Source organism: Paraburkholderia sp. Tr-20389, from assembly GCF_017104565.1.
GTDB lineage: Bacteria > Pseudomonadota > Gammaproteobacteria > Burkholderiales > Burkholderiaceae > Paraburkholderia.
The window spans coordinates 1-17,443 of sequence record NZ_JAAGPD010000014.1 but is presented as its reverse complement, the minus strand read 5'-3'; the positions used below and the strand labels follow the sequence as shown (position 1 = coordinate 17,443).

Sequence of the window (17,443 nt, the reverse complement as noted above, 5' to 3'; positions counted from 1 at the left end):
CCTCGATGCCGCCGGCATCGAAAAAGCGCGTCGATTCAAACGGGCCCTATAACGGGCCATATTTACGACATGCGTCCCGAATGTGTTTTAATTGCCTTGCGAATTAACTCTTCCGCGCTGTTCGAAGGCGCGCTGATTAATGAATGCAGGGAAGGTGAACGCGCCCGTTCAGGCGCATGGCAGTGACCGAATCGTATCCATCGTCCGTGACGTGCATCGCGTCGCGGGCCGCGCGCGGGCGATACGCGTGCGCGGCGTGGCGCTCGTCGTCATGTCGGCTGGCTTGTATCTGCATGCCGCGTCGGCGTTTGCGCAAGACGCGTCCATGCTCGACGAAAGGGTCACGCAGCAGAACATCGCCGCGACGATCTGCCGGCCCGGTTACGCCGACACGGTTTCGCCACCGTTCGACGACATGATGGAGCACAAAGACCGGCTGCTGGCCGAGCGCGGCATCGATAGCGAGCACGGCACGCGCTACGCGCTGGACCGTCGCGTGCCGATCGTGCTGGGCGGCTCGCCGGATGCACCGGACAACCTCGATCTGTTGCCGTGGGGCGGACACAAGGGCGAGCGCCGCAAGGAATTGCTGACGGCGAAGCTCAAACGTTGTGTCTGCGAAGGGCGCATGAGCCTCGGCGACGCGCAGGCTGCCATCGCCGGAAACTGGTCGGCGCACTATGCGGGCTTCGGCAGCGCACCGTGCAGCGACGAGCGCGGCGTCGCGTCGATCGGCAGCGACGGCTCCTGATGTCAGCGGCGGCTGCCGTGCCCACGTCCGTCAGTTGAGTCCGCCTTCCCGCACGCCGCGATACGCGGCAAACCGTCACATTCTGGAGAATCAACATGAAGCAATCATTCATCGCTATCGCCCTGGCCGCGCTCGGCTGCGTCGCGGCGAGCCAGTCCGCGCTGGCCGCGTCGCCCTGCGGCACAAGCGAAGCGCTGCAGATCCGCGGCGACACGCCGGGCGCAATCAGCTACGACGTGTACAGCCAGCTGCGTCCGCTCGACGCTCACCGCCTCGCGCTCTTCCAGGATGCGGGTACCGTCAAGCGTCTGCCTGACGGACTGAGCGTGTGCGAGATCTCCGACGACGGCGTCGCCGATCCTTCCGCCGTGCTCGTGCACGTGCCGCAAGGCAAGATGGCGTGGTGGGTCAGCGCAGCGAACGTCGAGAGCGCGGACTGAGCTTGCAGGGGTGCAAGCGGGGCACGTTTCTGGCTACGTTGACATGCGTCACAGCCAGGCCCCGAGGGCCGGCATACAGTCCTGAGACCGGCCAGTAGCACGTCCATCATTAACCGAGAGCGTGGCGCATATGAAGATCATCGTGTGGAACATTCCCGAGTCCTGCTCGGAGCAGGAGGTCCGTGATTTTCTCGGCCACGAACTCGGCCATTATGCAAAAGACATCGAAGTGTTCGAGCAGGGCACGTCGAACGCGTATGCCAAGGTCGACGTCGACGCCGACGATGCCTATGTCGCCGACGTCATCGCGCAGCAGTTCAACGGCAAGCAACTGGGCGGCGTATCGCTGCAGGTGAGCGCCGTGCCGTTCGGCGGCGACGAGACGCGGCCTCGCCAGTAAGTTCGCGCCGACGCGCGTTCAATCGAAAGGCGTATAGGGCAGCGCGCGTTTGTGACGCGTGCTGTCGTAAAAACGCATGACGGTGTCAAACACCGCATCGCTCACCGGCTTGCCTTCGAGAAAATCGTCAATGTCCGCGTAACGGATGCCGTACGCGTCCTCGTCGGGACGTTGAGGGCGCAACATTTCGAGGTCGGCGGTCGGTACTTTGTGCGCGAGTGCGTCGCTGGCGCCGAGCGAGGCGGCGAGCGCACGCACGCGACGCTTGGTCAGGCCGGCGAGCGGCAACACGTCGGCGCCGCCGTCGCCGAACTTCGTGAAGAATCCCATCACCGATTCCGCTGCGTGGTCCGTGCCGATCACGACCCCGCGCCGCACGCTCGCCGCCGCATACTGCGCGATCATCCGTTGGCGCGCCTTGATATTGCCGTGCACGAAGTCCTGCTGCGATTCATCGGCGAATGACAGGCCGCTTGCCGTAAGCGAAGCCAGCATCGCGTCGGCGGCGGGGCGGATGTCGACCGTCAGCGTTTCGTCGGCGCGGATGAACGCGAGCGCCTGCTGCGCATCGGCTTCAGTCGCCCCGCCGTCGACGAATCGACGCCGCCGCTGATGCCGAGCACGTACGTGCCGAGAGCGTTCGCGCGCAGATAGTCGGCGAGAAACGCGACGCGCCGCGCGATTTCGTGCTTGGCGTCGAACGCGTCCGAGACGTGCAATTCTGCTGCGATCTGCCGCTGACGCGCGGCGCGTTGCTGCTGATCCATCGGTGTTCTCCTCGCAAGGCGCGGTGATGTCGGCTTCGATGATTGCATGAACTGCGGAATTCGGTGCGCGGTCATGCGTTGTCTGGTTTAATGATGCAGACCCTAATCAGATCCGAACGTCCGGCGGCCCGCCACGAACGGCCGCACGGACGGGGTGACAGGCAGTGATGTTCGAACAAAATGACCAGCAAAAAAGAGAACAAGGTGTCCAGCCCGCCTGCACGAGAGAAGGCGGATTCGCACAGCAGAAATCTGCGCGGCGATAACGGGGACATGCGCATCGGCAGCATGGCGTTGGCCGTGCGACGGTCGGCGTTGTCGCTGGGTTTGACGCTGGCGGTATCGCTGGCCGCGACTTTCGTTGCATCCGCATTCGCGCAAAGCGCGCAGGCTGCCGACCCATCGCAAGATGCTGCCAATCCTGCCGTCGACGCATCCGCTGTCGCCGCGCACGATGCCGTCGGCGGCGTCGACCCGCGCCGGGCGTTCCTGATGCGCGATGTGTTCGCGAGCAGCGTGACGCGCCGTCTGAAAGTGCCCGCCGCCGAGCAGCGCGCGTACGGCGAGCGCTTGCAGCAGGCGCTCGTACAGAACGATCTGGGCAATCTGTCCGGCGAGTATGTGGTGCTCGTCGATCGCAGCGAGAACGTGCAGGCGCTCTTCATCTATTTCCGCGCGGCGCCTTCCGATGCCTGGCAGATGATCGGCGCGTCGCCCGTCGCGACGGGCAGACCGGGACAGTACGATCACTTCATCACGCCGCTCGGCGTCTTCGAGCACACGCCGGACAACATGGATTTCCGCGCGGAAGGGACGATGAACCAGAACGGCATCCGCGGCTACGGCAATCACGACATGCGTATCTTCGATCTCGGCTGGGCGGAGGGCGAGCGCGGCTGGGGCAAGGGCGGCATGTCGCAGATGCGCTTCCAGATGCACGCCACCGACCCCGACAAGCTCGAACCGATACTCGGCATCCGCCATTCGAAAGGTTGCGTGCGGATCCCGGCGTCGTTGAATGTGTTTCTCGATCACTACGGCATTCTCGACCGCGATTACGAGGCACTCGTTGCCGACGGCCGCTCGCTATGGGTGCTGCATTCGAACCGCGTGGCGACGCCGTGGGCGGGACGCTATATCGTCGTCGTCGATTCGCAGCGCAAGGCGCGGCCCGCGTGGTCGCCGGCGCCGGGCAGCAGGGTGCGCGCAAAGGTGCCGGCGAGCGCCGACACGGCCGACTAGCCTCGCAGGCAGGCGCGCACGATGCTTCCTCGAGAAACGATCACGAGCGCGCCAGCAACACCCCGATCAGCGCGACGACGAAGCCCGCCACCTGAATGCCCGTCAGCGTCTCGCCGAAACCGAGATAGCCTTCGAGCGCGGCCAGCGGCGGCGCGAGGAATAGCAGCGCGGTGGCGCGCGACGCGTCGCCGCGCCGAACCATCCATACCAGCAGCGTGACGCTCACGCCCGACAGCATCACGATGCCCCACGCAAGCGACACCCACAACGCCGGCGACGGAATCCACCGATGCTCGCCGAGCGCCAGAGCGAACACAAGCACGACGACGGCGGCGCCGACGTTCTGCACCGCGCTCGCGCTGCGGATATCGGCCTTCGACAACGAGGTCTTCTGGATCAGCGTGCCCGCCGTGATCGCGCACACGGCGAGAATCGACACGCCGACGACGAGCCATTGCGGCACGTCGCCCGCATGGCCTTGCGCAATGGGCGCGGAGGCTGCCGCGAGTTTCGGTTCGAGCACCAGCGCGACGCCCGCGAGACCGAGCAGCATGCCCGTCCAGCCGCGCCCCGACAGGCGTTCGCCGAACAGCGGCGCGGCGACGGCCGCCGTCAGCAGCGGCTGCAGCGCGCCGAGCAGCGCCATGATGCCCGCGCTCATGCCTTGCGCGACGGCCCAGTACCCGGCACCCAGATAGACGCCTTGCAGCAGCGCGCCCGCGATCAGATGCTTGCCGAGCGCGCGGCCCTTCGGCCATTCGACGCGCGCGAACAGCGCCGCCGCCATGAACAGCAGCGCGGTGCCGCCGAAGCGCGCGAGCAGGAAAAGGTTGGGGTCGGCGTAGGGCTTGATCGCGCGCGCGACCACGAACCCCGTCGACCACAGAACCACGAAGACAACCGCATTGAAGACAGCCAGCATCGGACGACCCGAACCACGGACACGAAGCCCGCAGTATCGGCCGAAGCGACGACGCGTGTCTTGTTCGAAGCTGCACTGCGTAACGGCAGTGCGCGCAGGACTCAATAAGCCAGCAGCACGGCGATCGCCCCGAGCAGCCCGCCGCAGACCGTGCAGGCCCACAGCAGCGTGCGGGTGCGCCGGTATTCGAGCAGCACGTCGCTGACGAGCTGAGTCTGCTGCCTCACGGGAACAGCTTCGTTCCGGTGTTGCAGATACCGCACCGCGAGCTGCGGCATGCGCGGCACCAGATGCGCGAGATGCGGCAGTTCCTGCGCGAGATGCTTGATCCAGCCGCGATGATCGCGTTCGCGGCGCGCGAGCGTCAGCAGCACCGAGCGCGCGATCTTCCACGTGTCGACGCCCGGATGCAGCGCGTTCGCCAGCATTTCCGCCTGTCCGAAGGCGCGCTGCGCGGCGGCGAGACGCGGCGGCACGTCGCCGCCGAACGGATGCACGGCGAACAGCAGATGATGAAACAGCGCACCCGCCGAGCGCTCGTGCGACTGCGGCGCGAAATGTCCTTCGGCGCGCGTGCGCAACTCGGCTTCGAGCTTCTCGGGGCGTGTGTCCTGAGACACGTGTCCCGCATCGCGATGCAGATGGGCGAGACGTCCATAGTCCTGATCGAACAGCGCCGTCGCGCCGTGCACGAAAAACTCGCGCTCCTGCGACGAAAGACTCGACATCACCGCGAAGTCTGCCAGCACGATCCGTCCGAGCGTGTCAGGCTCGACGCTCACGCGCACGCGCCGGGCATCGAGTGTCGCGTGGAAGAAGCCGTGCTCGAACGCTTGTTCGGTGATCACTTCGATGATGTGCTCGGCGAGCGGCGCGAGCTTCACGCCGTGCGCCGACAGACCGCCGATGTCGAGCGCGGGCAGAGACTCGATATGCTGCATCGCGAGCGTGCGGTCCGTGCACAGTTCCCAGATCACGGCGGGAATCGCGAGCCGCTTGTCGCCGTCGAAATGATGCGCGGTCTGGCTCAGGTTCGCGGCTTCGGCGCGCAGATCGAAGCGGCGCAAAATCTCTTGCGTGAAGGTGTCGGCGAGTTCGCGCAGGCGCAGACGCCGCGCGTTCTTCGACAGCTTTTCCATCCAGCGCGCGACCCAGCGCAGCAACGCGGCTTCGTCGGCGATTTCCTGGACCTGTGCGGCGCGCACGAGCTTGATCGCGAGATCGCAATGGCCGTTGATCGGCTCGGCGAGCCGCGCGACATGTGTCTGTTCGGCGAGACCGGTTTTCGCGGGCGTCAGATCGATCGCCGCGAAGAGCGTCGATACGGGGCGCCCGAGCGCCGCCGCAATCGCGTGTTCGACTTCGTCGGGCGGCAAGGGCGTTTCGAGGTGGCTGACGGCGTCGATCGCATCGTGCAGCGTGCCTGTCGCGAGTTCGGGGTGCCGCGCGAGCGATTCCGCGAAGGCGCTCGCCAGCGGGCCGAGATTGGGCAGCGCGCGATGCACGCCCGCCCGGCCGCCCGGCGACGCATGGACGCGCGATGCAAGCGTGACGATCCAGTGCAGCTTGTGATGCTCGGGTGCGGCGAGCCAGATCAGACGCGCGCCATAGCGCAGTGCGTGAAACAGCAGTCGTAGTCGGCGAAACAGAGGCGGCATCGGCGGTTGGTTCGACGGGGTACATCGCGAAGCTGAAGAAGACCGCTCAGATTAGCAGGGATGCGGCGCGCGGAATATCGGCACAGGTACGGGCGCGCGCTGCTTGCGCCATGCGTCCGGCATCCGCGAAGCCGACGCCGAACCTACGGCGAGCCGACAATGACCCGACAATCGACCACGCGCGACTTCCGCGCCTGACACGCATGCGTAATACAATACGGCGGGCTTGCCCATCCATGAACACATGCTCGCCGGCTGACGGCGGCCTACACAACCTATGCTGGCAGAACAACGTCACCAATACATACTGGCTAAGGTCACAAAGACGGGCGCACTGTCGGTCGCCGAGCTGGTTCGCGAACTCAACGTGTCGCGCGAGACGATCCGCCGCGATCTGAACGCGCTGGCCGAACGCGGTCTGATTGTGACGACGCATGGCGGCGCATTATCGAGCGACCGGCGCGAGCCCGACCTCGATACACGCGATGCCGCGAACGCCAGCGCGAAGCGCGCCATCGGCGAACGCGCGGCGCAACTGGTGCCCGACGGCGCGTCGGTGATCATCGATTCGGGTAGCACGACGCACGCCGTCGCGCGCGCGCTCACGGACCGTCACCGTCTGACCGTCTATACGAACGACTGGCGCATCGCGCTGCTGCTCGGCAGGCGCAACGACAATCGCGTGACGCTGCTCGGCGGCGAGCTGTCGGACAACGAAGACGCCGCGTTCGGCCTCGATACGATCACCCAGTTGTCGCACTACCACGCGGACTTCGCTGTGATCGGCGCGGGCGGCATCACGCCCGACGCGCAGCTGTCCGACTACTCGCGGATGGCGGCCGAGGTGCGCAGCCGGATGATCGGCGCGGGCGCGACCGTGATCGTCGTCGCCGACAACTCGAAGTTCGGCCGCGAGACGCCCGTGCGTATCGAAGGGCTGGAGAAGGCGCGCTATGTCGTCACGGAGCTGGCGCCCGATCGCGCGCTCGCGAAGGCGATCACTGCACGCGGCCCCGAAATCCTGATCGCGTGAGTGTCGCGCTTCATTTCACTTCACGCTGATACCGAGGCTCGCCAGCGTCCGGCCGATTGCCGCGACGGCGTTGTGCATCTCGTTCGTGTCGATCGAACCGATGCAGCCGACCCGGAACGTCTCCACCTGCGTCAGCTTGCCCGGATACAACACATAGCCGGCCTCGCGCACGGCCGCATAGAACTCCGCAAATTGCCACTTCGGATCGCGCGGCGCATGGAACGTGACGATCACGGGCGCCTGCACGTCCGCTGCCAGGAACGTCTCGAAGCCGAGCGCCTTCATGCCGTCGACGAGCGCCGCGCAGTTGCGCGCGTAGCGCGCGCCGCGCACCGGCTGGCCGCCTTCCGCGATGAACTGGTCGAGGGCCGTGCGCAGCGCGGCGAGCACATGCGTCGGTGGCGTGAAGCGCCACTGTGTGGTTTTCTGCATGTACGCGAACTGGTCGTACAGGTCGAGCGCGAGCGACGGCGAACGTCCCTCGCAGGCTTCGAGCACGCTGCGCCGCACGATCACGAAGCCCATGCCGGGCACGCCTTCCAGACATTTGCCGCTGGCCGACACCAGCGCATCGATGCCGCCCCGGCGCAGGTCGATGGGCAGCGCGCCGAACGAACTCATCGCATCGACGATCAGGCTCTTGCCGTGGTGCTTGCAGACGGCGGCGATCTCGTCGAGCGGATTCAGCAGGCCGGCGCTCGTCTCCAGATGCACCTGCGCGACGTGCGTGATGCGCGGGTCGCGATTGAACGCATCTTCGATAGCGGCGGCGCTCACGGGCTCGTCTTCGCGCAACTGCAGTTCTACATACGCGATGCCGAGTCGCTGCAGCACCTTGACGATGCGCGCGCAGTACGCGCCGTTGTTCGGCACGAGCACGCGGCCGTCGCGCGGCACCAGCGTGCCGAGCGCGGCTTCGACGGCGAAGGTGCCGCTGCCCTGGAGCGGCACGCAGACGTACTCGTTTTCGCCATGTACGATCTCGACGAGATCGGCGCAGACGCTTTGCGTCATGCGGTTGAACGCGGCGTCCCACGAGCCCCAGTCGCGCAGCATCGCCTGGCGCGTTGCGGGCGAGGTTGTCAGCGGTCCCGGCGTGAGCAGGATAGGGTCGTTTCCAAGAATCACACAGCCTCCTTCGTCTGGATCGGATGCACCGCAGCGGGCGCCTATTGCATTGCCTGTTGCTTTGCATATTATTGGCTAATTGTGTCATTTTGTGGAAATCGACAGAATCTTCATGTCGGTGTCACAAAAAGAGACGATCCTTGCCGTGCCCGTTCAGGCAAGGCGACCGGCAGTGTGTAATCGTCGGAGGGATGCCTTGGCAGAAACGCCGCAAAAAAAGTTGTCAGCAATCTGCAATTTGCGCGGCTTCGGCTGCGACGTCAGGCGGACCGCGCCCCCGAAGCGCTGTCCGGACACCACAACTATCGGGTTACCCACAGGTTTATTGCCTTTCGGAGAGAACGACATGAAAAAGACGGATCACCATCGCTCGACGGGCCACATCGGTCGCCATGCGCGCAAGCTGCTGCCCGCGCTGGTCGCGGCGGCCGCGTTCGGCGGCGCGATGTCCGCGCACGCGGCGGGCGCAGTCGTGCTGTACACGGCTGACGGCCTCGAAAATCTCTATAAGGACGTGCTGCCCGCGTTCGAAAAGCAGGAAGGCGTGAAGGTCAACATCGTGACGGCGGGCAGCGGCGAAGTCGTGAATCGCGCGACCGTCGAAAAGGACGCGCCGAAGGCCGACGTGATCGTCACGCTGCCGCCGTTCATCCAGCAGGCGGCGCAGTCGGGTCTGCTGCAGAACTACCAGAGCGTGAACTACAAGAACGTGCCCGCCATCGCGAAGGCGTCGGACGGCGCATGGGCGACGTTCGTGAACAACTATTTCTCGTTCGCGATCAACCCGGAAGTGGTGAAAAACGAGCCGAAGACGTTCGCGGATCTGTTGCACCCGGATTACAGCGGCAAGGTCGCTTACTCGAACCCGGCGACGGCGGGCGACGGCATGGCCGTGATCATCCTGACCACGTCGCTGATGGGCGAAGACAAGGCGTTCGACTACCTGAAGAAGCTCGAGCAGAGCGCCAAGTTCCACACGAAGGGCACGGGCTATCTCGATGTGCTGCTGTCGCGTAACGAAATCGCGGTGGCGAACGGCGACCTGCAGATGGATCTCGACGACGCGGCCAACGGCGGCCTGTCGCTGCGGCCGATCTTCCTCGCCGCCGAGCCGGGCGGCCAGCCGACCACGTTCCAGTTGCCGTACGCAATCGGTCTGATCAAGAACGGTCCGAACCAGGCGGGCGGCAAGAAGCTGATCGACTATCTGATGTCGACGGAAGTGCAGGCCAAGGTGCCGGATATTTTCGGCATTCCGGGCCGTAGCGACGTGCCGCTGTCGGGCAAGAACGGCACGGTCGTCAAGCAGGCGATTTCCGGCGTGAAGCTGATCCCCGTCGACTGGAATCAGGTGATGGCGAAGAAGGCTGACTGGACGGCCCGCTGGAAGAGCGAAGTGATCGGCAACTCGGGTAAGCAGATCGAAGTCGTCAAGCCGAAGTAATTCCGGCGTCTGATGGAAAGCGCGCGGTGCGGCGAGAGCAAAAGATTGCCGCCGCGCCGCGCGAGAAGCATGCTGGCGCTGTGACGCGCCATTCAAAGTCACCCACGTAGGAGGATGGTCCCGGTGAACACTGCAACAACTCTTGCCGGTTCCGGCCCGCTCGACGCCACGCCGATGGCGCAAGGCGTCGCGCAGACAGGCGCGCCGGGCGGCGTGCAGATCGATCACCTGACGGTGCGCTTCGGCTCGCGCACGGTGCTCGACGATCTGTCGCTGACGATCGAACGCGGCGAACTGTTGACCGTGCTCGGCCGAAGCGGCTGCGGCAAGACGACGTTGCTGCGCTTCATCGCCGGTTTCATCGAGGCGGATGGCCTGGCGGGCACGCTGACCATTGCGGGTCGGGATCTCACGCATGTGCCGCCGCACAAGCGCAATCTGGGTCTGCTGTTCCAGAGCTATGCGCTGTTTCCGCATTTGTCCGTGTTCGAGAACGTCGCGTTCGGTCTGCGCGCGCGGCGCATTTCGACGAAAGAAATCGCGCGGCGCGTCGCCGATGCGCTGAAGCTCGTGCAGCTCGGCGACGCCGGCCATGTGATGCCCGCGCAGTTGTCGGGCGGCATGCAGCAGCGCGTGGCGCTGGCGCGCGCGCTTGTGATCGAGCCCGATGTGCTGCTGCTCGACGAACCGCTTTCCGCGCTCGACGCCAATCTGCGCGCGTCGGTGCGTTCCGAACTCAAGGCGCTGCATGAGCGGCTGCCGAATCTGACGATCGTCTGCGTGACGCACGATCAGGACGACGCGCTCGTGCTGTCCGACCGTACGCTGCTGATGCGCGAAGGTCATATCGCGCAGCTCGGCACGCCGCAGGAACTCTACGACAAGCCGAACGACGGCTTCGTCGCGCGCTATCTCGGCGCGGCCAATCTGTTGCCGCCGAATATCGCGTTTGCGCTCGGCGACGCGCGCTATGGCGAGCGCGATCGCGTGGCGTGCCTGCGGCCGGAAGCGATGCGCATCGTGCCGCTCGGCGAAGGGCAGTTGCACGGCACCATCTCGACGGTCGAATGGTACGGCTCGGTGCTGTCCGTTCAGGTCGCCCTCGACGCGATGCCCAACGAACCCGTGCTCGTGTCGATGCAGCGCGGCACCGGCGTGACGCCCGAGAAGGGCGCGCGGATTTCCTTGCGTTACGAGGCTGACGATGTCGTCCTTATTCAGCCCTGATTCCAGCCCTGATCCGATCGCCGCGTCGAGAGACGCGCAGCGCGCCGCAACGGCGGCATCGCACGCGGCCGCGAAGCGCCGGCGCGAGCGGCTGTCGCGATGGCATCTGCTGTTTCTGCTGGTCGTCGTGCTCGGGCCGCTCGTGATCTATCCGCTGATCCGTCTCGTGCTGCTCAGCCTGACGGGCCAGCATGGACTGACCTTCCACGCGTATGCGGCGTTCTTCCAGAACCCGGAGACGAGCGGCGTGATCGGCACGACGTTGTGGATTCTGTTCGCGAGCGCAGGCCTCGCGTCGATTCTCGGTGTCGCGCTCGCGTCGCTGTTGTTCTTCAAGCCGTTTCCGGGCGCGCGGCTCGTCACGCGGTTTCTCGAACTGTTCGTGGCGTTCCCGTCGTTTCTCGTCGCGTTCACGCTGATCTTTCTGTACGGCTCGCAAGGCTCCGTCAGCATCGGGTTGCAACGGCTCTTCCATCTCGAAGCGCCGCCGCTCGATTTTCTGTTCGGCATCGGCGGCGTGATTCTCGCGGAAGTGGTGTTCTACGCGCCGTTCGTCGTGCGCCCGACGCTCGCGTCGTTCGCGATGCTCGACATGCGGCTGATCGAAGCCGCGCGCAGTCTCGGCGCGAATGGCTGGATGGTGGCGTTTCGCGTGATCGTGCCGCTCGCGTGGCCGGGCATCGCGGCGGGCACGATCCTGTGCTTTCTGCTGACGCTGAACGAGTTCGGCATTCTGCTCGTGCTCGGCAGCGCGCATCTGATCACGCTGCCCGTGGCGATCTACAGTTCGGCCACCGTCGATCTCGATCTGCCGACGGCGGCGGCGGGCGCCGTCGTGATGCTGGCGATGTCGCTGTCGCTGTATGCGCTGTATCGCCAGGTCAACCGGCGCAAGGTGGGAGGAGCGAAGTAATGTCCGATGTCGATCAAACCGTGCTGCCCGCCGTGCATCATCGCGCGCGGCCCGTTCAGCACGGACTCGTCGCGCGTATTGCGGGCGGCCTGTTCATGGCGTTCGCCGCGTTGCTGTGCTTCTGGCTCTTCGTGCTGCCCGTGATCGTGGTCGCGCTGTCGAGCGTCGCTGCGCACTGGTCGGGCACGATCCTGCCCGACGGCTTCAGCATGCGCTGGTTCGAGCGCCTCGGGGGCAGCGATTTCGATGCGCTCGTCACCAGTCTGCAGATCGGCTTCGGCGTCGCGATTCTCGGCACGATTCTCGGCCTGTGGCTCGCGCTGGCGCTCGAAGGCCGCGACCGGCGCGGACTCGGCGCGCTAGTCGACACGATCGCGATGGTGCCCAACGGCGTGCCGAGTGTCGTGCTCGGTCTGGCTGTGCTGATCGCGTATCACAAGAAGCCCGTCGATCTGTCGAGTTCCGCCGCCATCGTCGTGTTCGTGCAACTGGCGCTCGTTCTGCCGTTTTGCTACCGCTGCGCCGCGGCTGCCTTGCGGCCCGAATTGACCGTGTTGCGCGAAGCGGCCGCGAGTCTCGGTGCGCCGCCGTCGATGGTGTTGCGTCGCGTCGTGCTGCCGCAACTGGTGCCGGCGATCCGCGCGTCGCTCGCGCTTGGTTTTGCGCTGTCACTCGGCGAACTGGGCGCGACGCTCACGGTGTATCCGCCTGGCTTCGCGACCGTTCCGATCGTCGTCGTCGGACAGGTGGAGCGCGGCTATTACCTGCCGGCATCGGCGCTCTCGCTGATTCTGCTGATTGCGTCGCTGGCCGCACTGCTTCTGATCGCCGCTCGCGTGCCGCGTCGCCGAGTGGACTGATCTACAACGTTTCCTGATTTTTCGTGAGGTGTGTCGACGTCGGCGCGCCGCGCATATTGATGTGGCAAATATTGTCGAAATGACCGAAAATATGGAAATCGAGTCGGATAGCCCGATCGACGTAGTGAGGCGGCATTCGCTGACGGCGCTGGTGCGCGACGAGATCGAGCGCCACATCGTCGACGGCAAGCTCGCGCCAGGCGACAAGCTGAACGAAGCGGAATGGGCCGCGCGTCTGCAGGTGTCGCGAGGTCCCGTGCGCGAGGCGTTTCGTGCGCTGGAGCAGGCAGGGCTCGTGCGCAACGAAAAGAACCGTGGCGTGTTCGTGCGGACGGTGTCGCTGGCGGAAGCCGACGAGATCTACGCCGTACGGGCCGTGCTCGAAGAAGCGGCGTGCCGGATGCTCGCGCCGCGCATCGACGCCGTGCAACTGGCTTCATTGCGCGCACATGTCGATGCGATGCGCGCCGCGCTCGAGGCCGGCGATCACGATGCGTATGCACGCTCGAACGTCGCGTTTCACGACGCGATCGTCGCGAGCGCGGGCAACGGCAAGCTGTATGAGACGTATCGCAGGCTGGTGGGCGAACTGAGTCTGTTCCGGCGCGCCGCGCTGGGCGTGCGGGGCGACGCGATGGAACGTTCGCTCGCCGAGCATCGCGCGATCCTGTCGGCGCTCGCGGCGCGCGACGCGGACGAAGCCGCGCGCCGGATGCTCGCGCACGTGGACGGCGGCAGGCAGCGCGCGCATGAAGCTGCGCAGCCGCGCGCATCGGACGCGAGCGATGACGATGACAACGGGTTGAGCGCACGGCTCGCCTGAACGAATCAAGAACACGCGTCGGCGACGCGTAGGGAAGAGTGCAATGGCAATCCAATCCGCAATCCAGTCTGGACGTGATGTTGAAGTGAATGGCCGCAGCTACCGGCTGCCCGTCAAGCCGACGGTGGTCGTGTGCGTCGACGGCTGCGAGTACGACTATCTCGAAGCCGCCGTGAAGGCGGGCGTCGCGCCGTTCATCGGCAAGATGCTGCGTGACGGCGCGGCGTTCAAGGGCGACTGCGTGATTCCGTCGTTCACCAACCCGAACAATCTATCGATCGTGTGCGGCGTGCCGCCGTCGGTGCACGGCATCTGCGGCAACTACTTCTGGGACCCGCAGGCCAACGACGGCAAGGGCGCGGAAGTGATGATGAACGACCCCGCCTACCTGCGCGCGCCGACGCTGCTCGCAGCCGCCGCCGATGCGGGCGCCGCCGTCGCCGTCGTCACCGCGAAGGACAAGCTGCGGCGTCTGCTCGGCAACGAGATGACGGGCATCTGTTTCTCGGCGGAAAAGGCCGACACGGTGACGCGCGAAGAAAACGGCATCGACGAAGTGCTCGAACTCGTCGGCCTGCCGCTGCCCGACGTGTACAGCGCGGGTCTGTCGGAGTTCGTGTTCGCCGCGGGCGTGCGGCTCGCGCAGACGCGCAAGCTCGACCTGATGTATCTGTCGACCACCGACTACATCCAGCACAAGTGGGCGCCCGGCACAGAAGGCGCGAACGCGTTCTACGCGATGATGGACGGTTATCTGTCGAAGCTCGACGCGCTCGGCTGGGTGATCGGCCTCACCGCCGATCACGGCATGAATGCGAAGCACGATCCGCAGACGGGCGAGCCGAACGTGATTTATCTGCAGGACGTGATGGACGAATGGCTCGGCGCACGCGCGGCGCGCGTGATCCTGCCCATTACGGATCCGTATGTGGTTCACCACGGCGCGCTCGGCTCGTTCGCCACCATCTATCTGCCTGCGGACGCGAACGCGCGCCAGGTGATCGAGCGGCTTGGCGGAATGAAAGACATCGAAGTGGTGCTCGACAACCAGGCGGCGTGCGAGCGCTTCGAACTGCCGAACGATCGCGTGGGCGACATCGTGGTCGTGAGCAGGAAGGATACGGCGCTCGGCACGCGTCGCGAAGAACATGACCTGTCGGGGCTGACCGTGCCGCTGCGTTCGCACGGCGGCATCTCCGAGCAGGTGGTGCCGCTGATCTTCAATCGACGCATCGACGAAGCGCGCGTCGCGGGCAAGCGTCTGCGCAATTTCGACGTGTTCGATATCGCACTCAATCACGTGGCGGCATTATGAACGCAATCATACAGTCCAACGACCACCCTGCGTTTCGTGCGGAGGCGCTGCGTCTGAAGGGCGAGCGCGCGGCCCGCTCGCGCACGCTCGATGTGTTCGATCCGTACACGGGGATGCGCGTCGGCACGGTGCCGATGGCGAGCGTCGACGACGTGCGCGCCGCGTTCGAATACGCGGGTGCCTATCAGGCGAAGCTCACGCGTTACGAGCGCTCGCAGATTCTCGAGCGTGCGGGTCTGTTGCTGCGCGAGCGGCTCGAACAGGCGTCGGATCTGATTTCGCTCGAATCGGGTTTGTCGAAGCAGGACTCGCGCTATGAAATCGGACGCGTCGCCGACGTGCTGAAGTTCGCGTCGATCGAAGCGTTGCGCGACGACGGCCAGAGCTTTTCGTGCGATCTGACGCCGCATGGCAAGAAGCGGCGCGTCTTCACGCAGCGCGATCCGCTGGCGGGCGTGATCGTCGCGATCACGCCGTTCAATCACCCGATGAACCAGGTCGCGCACAAGATCGCGCCGTCGATCGCGACGAATAATCGCGTGATTCTCAAGCCTTCCGAGAAGGTGCCGCTATCGGCCTATTATCTCGCCGACATTTTGTACGAAGCCGGGTTGCCCGCGCCGATGCTGCAGGTGCTCACGGGCGATCCGCGCGAAATCGCAGACGAACTGATCACGAATCCGCTCGCCGAACTCGTGACCTTCACGGGCGGCGTGGCGATCGGCAAGCATATCGCCGAGCGCGCGGGTTATCGGCGTGTCGTGCTGGAACTGGGCGGCAACGATCCGCTGATCGTGCTCGACGACGCGGATGTCGAGCGCGCGGCCGCTTTGGCCGTGCAAGGCTCGTACAAGAATTCGGGGCAGCGCTGCACGGCCGTCAAGCGGATGATCGTGCAGAAGAGCATCGCTGCGCGCTTCACGGAACTGGTCGTCGAGAAGACGCGGGAATGGACGTACGGCGATCCGTTCGACGAGTCGAATCAGATGGGCACGGTGATCCATGCCGAGGCGGCGCGTCTGTTCGAAGCGCGCGTGAACGAGGCCGTGGCGCAGGGCGCGCGCCTGTTGACGGGCAATCAGCGCAAGGGCGCGCTGTATGCGCCGACGGTCGTCGACCGGGTCGATCCGTCGATGACGCTGATCCGCGAAGAAACCTTCGGCCCGGTCTCGCCAATCATCACGTTCGACACGATCGACGACGCCATCCGTATCAGCAACGGCACGCCGTTCGGACTGTCGTGCGGACTGTGCACGAATCGGCAGGACGCGATTCCGCGCTTCGTCAACGAATTGCGCGTCGGCACGGTGAACGTGTGGGAGGTGCCGGGGTATCGCGTCGAGCTGACGCCGTTCGGCGGCATCAAGGACTCGGGCCTTGGCTACAAGGAAGGCGTGCAGGAAGCGATGAAGAGCTTCACGAACCTCAAGACCTTTTCTCTTCCATGGGAGTGATGTTGTGGCATTGAATCTGGGCGATATTCGCGGGTTGTTCGAGGCGCACGGTCAGCTCGCCTATAGCGGCGAACCGGTGACGCAGCTAGAGCATGCATTGCAAAGCGGCGCACTGGCCGAATCGGAGGGCGCTTCGGAAGAACTGGTCGCGGCGGCGTTCCTGCATGACCTGGGGCATTTGCTGAACCGGCAGGGTGAGACGCCGACTGTGCGTGGGATCGACGATCTGCATCAGTATTTCGCGCTGCCGTTTCTGCGGCCGGTGCTGCCGGAGGCGGTGCTGGAGCCGATCCGCTTGCATGTCGACGCGAAGCGCTGTCTTTGCGCGATCGATGCGGCTTACTTTGGGAAGCTGTCGGCGGATTCCGTCCGCAGTCTTGAACTGCAGGGCGGCATTTTTAGCGACGACGAGGCGCAGGCGTTCCTGGGTAAGCCCTATGCGGAGGATGCGATCCGTTTGCGTCGCTGGGACGATCTCGCCAAGGAGGCGAATCGCGAGACGCCTGATCTCGAGCACTATCTGGGCGTCGTGTCGCGAGTGATGGAGCGGCATGCCGAGGGTTGATCGATATCTGTGCGTGTAGACAGTGCTCAGATAAGCTCGCGGCCGGCTGCTACCCGCCTCATATGTCAGGCGTTTTACGCATATCAAAAAAGTGCTTGCAAGCGCTGCTTCAGGCGCCTAGAATTCCGGTCTTTCGCGCTGCGGCCAACGCGGCGCGGGAGAAACGGAGAAGGGCGGGAGAGCCAGCATTGACGGGCTTTCCGGTGGAGTCGGCAGGTTAGGAAGTTAAAAAAACCGGTTGACGAAACGAAAAAGGTTCTTCATAATCTCGTTTCTCTGCTGCTGACGCAGCAACGCGGTGAAAGCAAGGTGCTTCCTGCGAATGTTCTTTAAAAACTAACAGCCGATAAGTGTGGGTGCTCGATGGCGGCGCACGGTGATCTTCGGGTCGCCGGAATAGCGAAAGTAATCGAGTCTCACACGGAAGTAATTGAGGAAGGTTCGAGAGATCGAATCATTCGTCAGTGATTTTGAGTGAGCGACCGGTTTCTAACGAAACCG

At 65.0% G+C, this 17,443-nt stretch carries 16 protein-coding genes and 1 pseudogene; 13 read left to right on the top strand and 4 right to left on the bottom strand.

Annotated elements, in window-relative coordinates; translation table 11 throughout:
- The first annotated feature begins 139 nt into the window (after nt 1–139).
- From G3N95_RS15750 to G3N95_RS15740, 3 genes are all read left to right on the top strand, one after another.
- A complete protein-coding gene (locus G3N95_RS15750) occupies nt 140–751 on the top strand; it encodes a hypothetical protein (protein ID WP_205971014.1) in 612 nt (203 codons plus the stop codon).
- 95 nt (nt 752–846) lie between these two features.
- Nucleotides 847–1,191 carry a hypothetical protein gene (locus G3N95_RS15745; RefSeq protein ID WP_205971013.1) on the top strand — a complete coding sequence of 115 codons (345 nt, stop codon included), beginning with the start codon at nt 847–849 and terminating at the stop codon, nt 1,189–1,191.
- A gap of 130 nt (nt 1,192–1,321) precedes the next feature.
- Nucleotides 1,322–1,591 carry an RNA-binding protein gene (locus G3N95_RS15740; RefSeq protein WP_205971012.1) on the top strand — a complete coding sequence of 90 codons (270 nt, stop codon included), beginning with the start codon at nt 1,322–1,324 and terminating at the stop codon, nt 1,589–1,591.
- 18 nt (nt 1,592–1,609) lie between these two features.
- Here the strand turns inward: G3N95_RS15740 and nadE are convergent.
- Nucleotides 1,610–2,358 (bottom strand): annotated as a pseudogene (nadE, locus tag G3N95_RS15735) (ammonia-dependent NAD(+) synthetase).
- 180 nt (nt 2,359–2,538) lie between these two features.
- Between nadE and G3N95_RS15730 the strand changes: the two are divergent.
- Nucleotides 2,539–3,600 carry a L,D-transpeptidase gene (locus tag G3N95_RS15730; RefSeq protein ID WP_241018573.1) on the top strand — a complete coding sequence of 354 codons (1,062 nt, stop codon included), beginning with the start codon at nt 2,539–2,541 and terminating at the stop codon, nt 3,598–3,600.
- Nucleotides 3,601–3,640: 40 nt separating this feature from the next.
- Here the strand turns inward: G3N95_RS15730 and G3N95_RS15725 are convergent, their stop codons facing one another.
- Entirely contained in the window at nt 3,641–4,522 is an 882-nt protein-coding gene (locus tag G3N95_RS15725; protein WP_205971011.1) for a DMT family transporter, read from the bottom strand.
- Nucleotides 4,523–4,623: 101 nt separating this feature from the next.
- The gene (locus tag G3N95_RS15720) at nt 4,624–6,180 is read right to left on the bottom strand and encodes an AarF/UbiB family protein (protein ID WP_205971010.1); all 1,557 of its coding nucleotides are present in this window, start codon (nt 6,178–6,180) and stop codon (nt 4,624–4,626) included.
- Between the two features lie 277 nt (nt 6,181–6,457).
- Here G3N95_RS15720 and G3N95_RS15715 point away from each other — a divergent pair, with 277 nt between their 5' ends.
- Nucleotides 6,458–7,213, top strand: a complete 756-nt coding sequence (locus tag G3N95_RS15715; RefSeq protein WP_205971009.1) for a DeoR/GlpR family DNA-binding transcription regulator — start codon at nt 6,458–6,460, stop codon at nt 7,211–7,213.
- A 15-nt stretch (nt 7,214–7,228) separates the two neighbouring features.
- Here G3N95_RS15715 and G3N95_RS15710 read toward each other — a convergent pair whose 3' ends face one another.
- Nucleotides 7,229–8,338, bottom strand: a complete 1,110-nt coding sequence (locus G3N95_RS15710; protein WP_205971156.1) for a 2-aminoethylphosphonate--pyruvate transaminase — start codon at nt 8,336–8,338, stop codon at nt 7,229–7,231.
- A gap of 349 nt (nt 8,339–8,687) precedes the next feature.
- Between G3N95_RS15710 and phnS the strand changes: the two genes are divergently transcribed.
- From phnS to G3N95_RS15670, 8 genes are all read left to right on the top strand, one after another.
- Nucleotides 8,688–9,785 carry a 2-aminoethylphosphonate ABC transporter substrate-binding protein gene (gene phnS, locus G3N95_RS15705; protein WP_205971008.1) on the top strand — a complete coding sequence of 366 codons (1,098 nt, stop codon included), beginning with the start codon at nt 8,688–8,690 and terminating at the stop codon, nt 9,783–9,785.
- A gap of 123 nt (nt 9,786–9,908) precedes the next feature.
- On the top strand, nt 9,909–11,012 hold the full coding sequence (phnT, locus tag G3N95_RS15700; protein ID WP_205971007.1) for a 2-aminoethylphosphonate ABC transport system ATP-binding subunit PhnT: 1,104 nt from the start codon (nt 9,909–9,911) through the stop codon (nt 11,010–11,012).
- Nucleotides 10,990–11,925, top strand: coding sequence for a 2-aminoethylphosphonate ABC transporter permease subunit (locus G3N95_RS15695; RefSeq protein ID WP_205971006.1), 936 nt, complete (start codon nt 10,990–10,992; stop codon nt 11,923–11,925). The genes phnT and G3N95_RS15695 overlap by 23 nt, the downstream gene beginning before the upstream one ends.
- Nucleotides 11,925–12,785 (top strand): 2-aminoethylphosphonate ABC transport system, membrane component PhnV, encoded by an 861-nt coding sequence (gene phnV, locus G3N95_RS15690; RefSeq protein WP_205971005.1) that lies wholly within the window; start codon nt 11,925–11,927, stop codon nt 12,783–12,785. Before G3N95_RS15695 ends, phnV begins: the two co-directional genes overlap by 1 nt.
- A gap of 79 nt (nt 12,786–12,864) precedes the next feature.
- The gene (locus G3N95_RS15685) at nt 12,865–13,608 is read left to right on the top strand and encodes a phosphonate utilization associated transcriptional regulator (RefSeq protein WP_205971004.1); all 744 of its coding nucleotides are present in this window, start codon (nt 12,865–12,867) and stop codon (nt 13,606–13,608) included.
- A 43-nt stretch (nt 13,609–13,651) separates the two neighbouring features.
- Complete coding sequence (phnA, locus tag G3N95_RS15680) at nt 13,652–14,923, top strand: phosphonoacetate hydrolase (protein WP_205971003.1); 1,272 nt, start codon at nt 13,652–13,654, stop codon at nt 14,921–14,923.
- The gene (phnY, locus tag G3N95_RS15675; protein ID WP_205971002.1) at nt 14,920–16,377 is read left to right on the top strand and encodes a phosphonoacetaldehyde dehydrogenase; all 1,458 of its coding nucleotides are present in this window, start codon (nt 14,920–14,922) and stop codon (nt 16,375–16,377) included. The genes phnA and phnY overlap by 4 nt, the downstream gene beginning before the upstream one ends.
- Before the next feature lie 4 nt (nt 16,378–16,381).
- Nucleotides 16,382–16,942, top strand: coding sequence for a phosphonate degradation HD-domain oxygenase (locus G3N95_RS15670; RefSeq protein WP_205971001.1), 561 nt, complete (start codon nt 16,382–16,384; stop codon nt 16,940–16,942).
- Nucleotides 16,943–17,443 lie beyond the last annotated feature (501 nt).

Excerpts from the sequence above, each read along its gene's own strand:
- G3N95_RS15745 (WP_205971013.1), top strand. The coding sequence starts at position 847 with ATGAAGCAATCATTCATCGCTATCGCCCTGGCCGCGCTCGGCTGCGTC.
- G3N95_RS15720 (WP_205971010.1), bottom strand. The coding sequence starts at position 6,180 with ATGCCGCCTCTGTTTCGCCGACTACGACTGCTGTTTCACGCACTGCGC.
- G3N95_RS15715 (WP_205971009.1), top strand. The coding sequence starts at position 6,458 with ATGCTGGCAGAACAACGTCACCAATACATACTGGCTAAGGTCACAAAG.
- G3N95_RS15740 (WP_205971012.1), top strand. The coding sequence starts at position 1,322 with ATGAAGATCATCGTGTGGAACATTCCCGAGTCCTGCTCGGAGCAGGAG.
- G3N95_RS15750 (WP_205971014.1), top strand. The coding sequence starts at position 140 with ATGAATGCAGGGAAGGTGAACGCGCCCGTTCAGGCGCATGGCAGTGAC.
- G3N95_RS15730 (WP_241018573.1), top strand. The coding sequence starts at position 2,539 with ATGACCAGCAAAAAAGAGAACAAGGTGTCCAGCCCGCCTGCACGAGAG.
- phnY (WP_205971002.1), top strand. The coding sequence starts at position 14,920 with ATGAACGCAATCATACAGTCCAACGACCACCCTGCGTTTCGTGCGGAG.
- phnS (WP_205971008.1), top strand. The coding sequence starts at position 8,688 with ATGAAAAAGACGGATCACCATCGCTCGACGGGCCACATCGGTCGCCAT.
- G3N95_RS15685 (WP_205971004.1), top strand. The coding sequence starts at position 12,865 with ATGACCGAAAATATGGAAATCGAGTCGGATAGCCCGATCGACGTAGTG.
- G3N95_RS15695 (WP_205971006.1), top strand. The coding sequence starts at position 10,990 with ATGTCGTCCTTATTCAGCCCTGATTCCAGCCCTGATCCGATCGCCGCG.
- G3N95_RS15725 (WP_205971011.1), bottom strand. The coding sequence starts at position 4,522 with ATGCTGGCTGTCTTCAATGCGGTTGTCTTCGTGGTTCTGTGGTCGACG.
- phnV (WP_205971005.1), top strand. The coding sequence starts at position 11,925 with ATGTCCGATGTCGATCAAACCGTGCTGCCCGCCGTGCATCATCGCGCG.
- phnA (WP_205971003.1), top strand. The coding sequence starts at position 13,652 with ATGGCAATCCAATCCGCAATCCAGTCTGGACGTGATGTTGAAGTGAAT.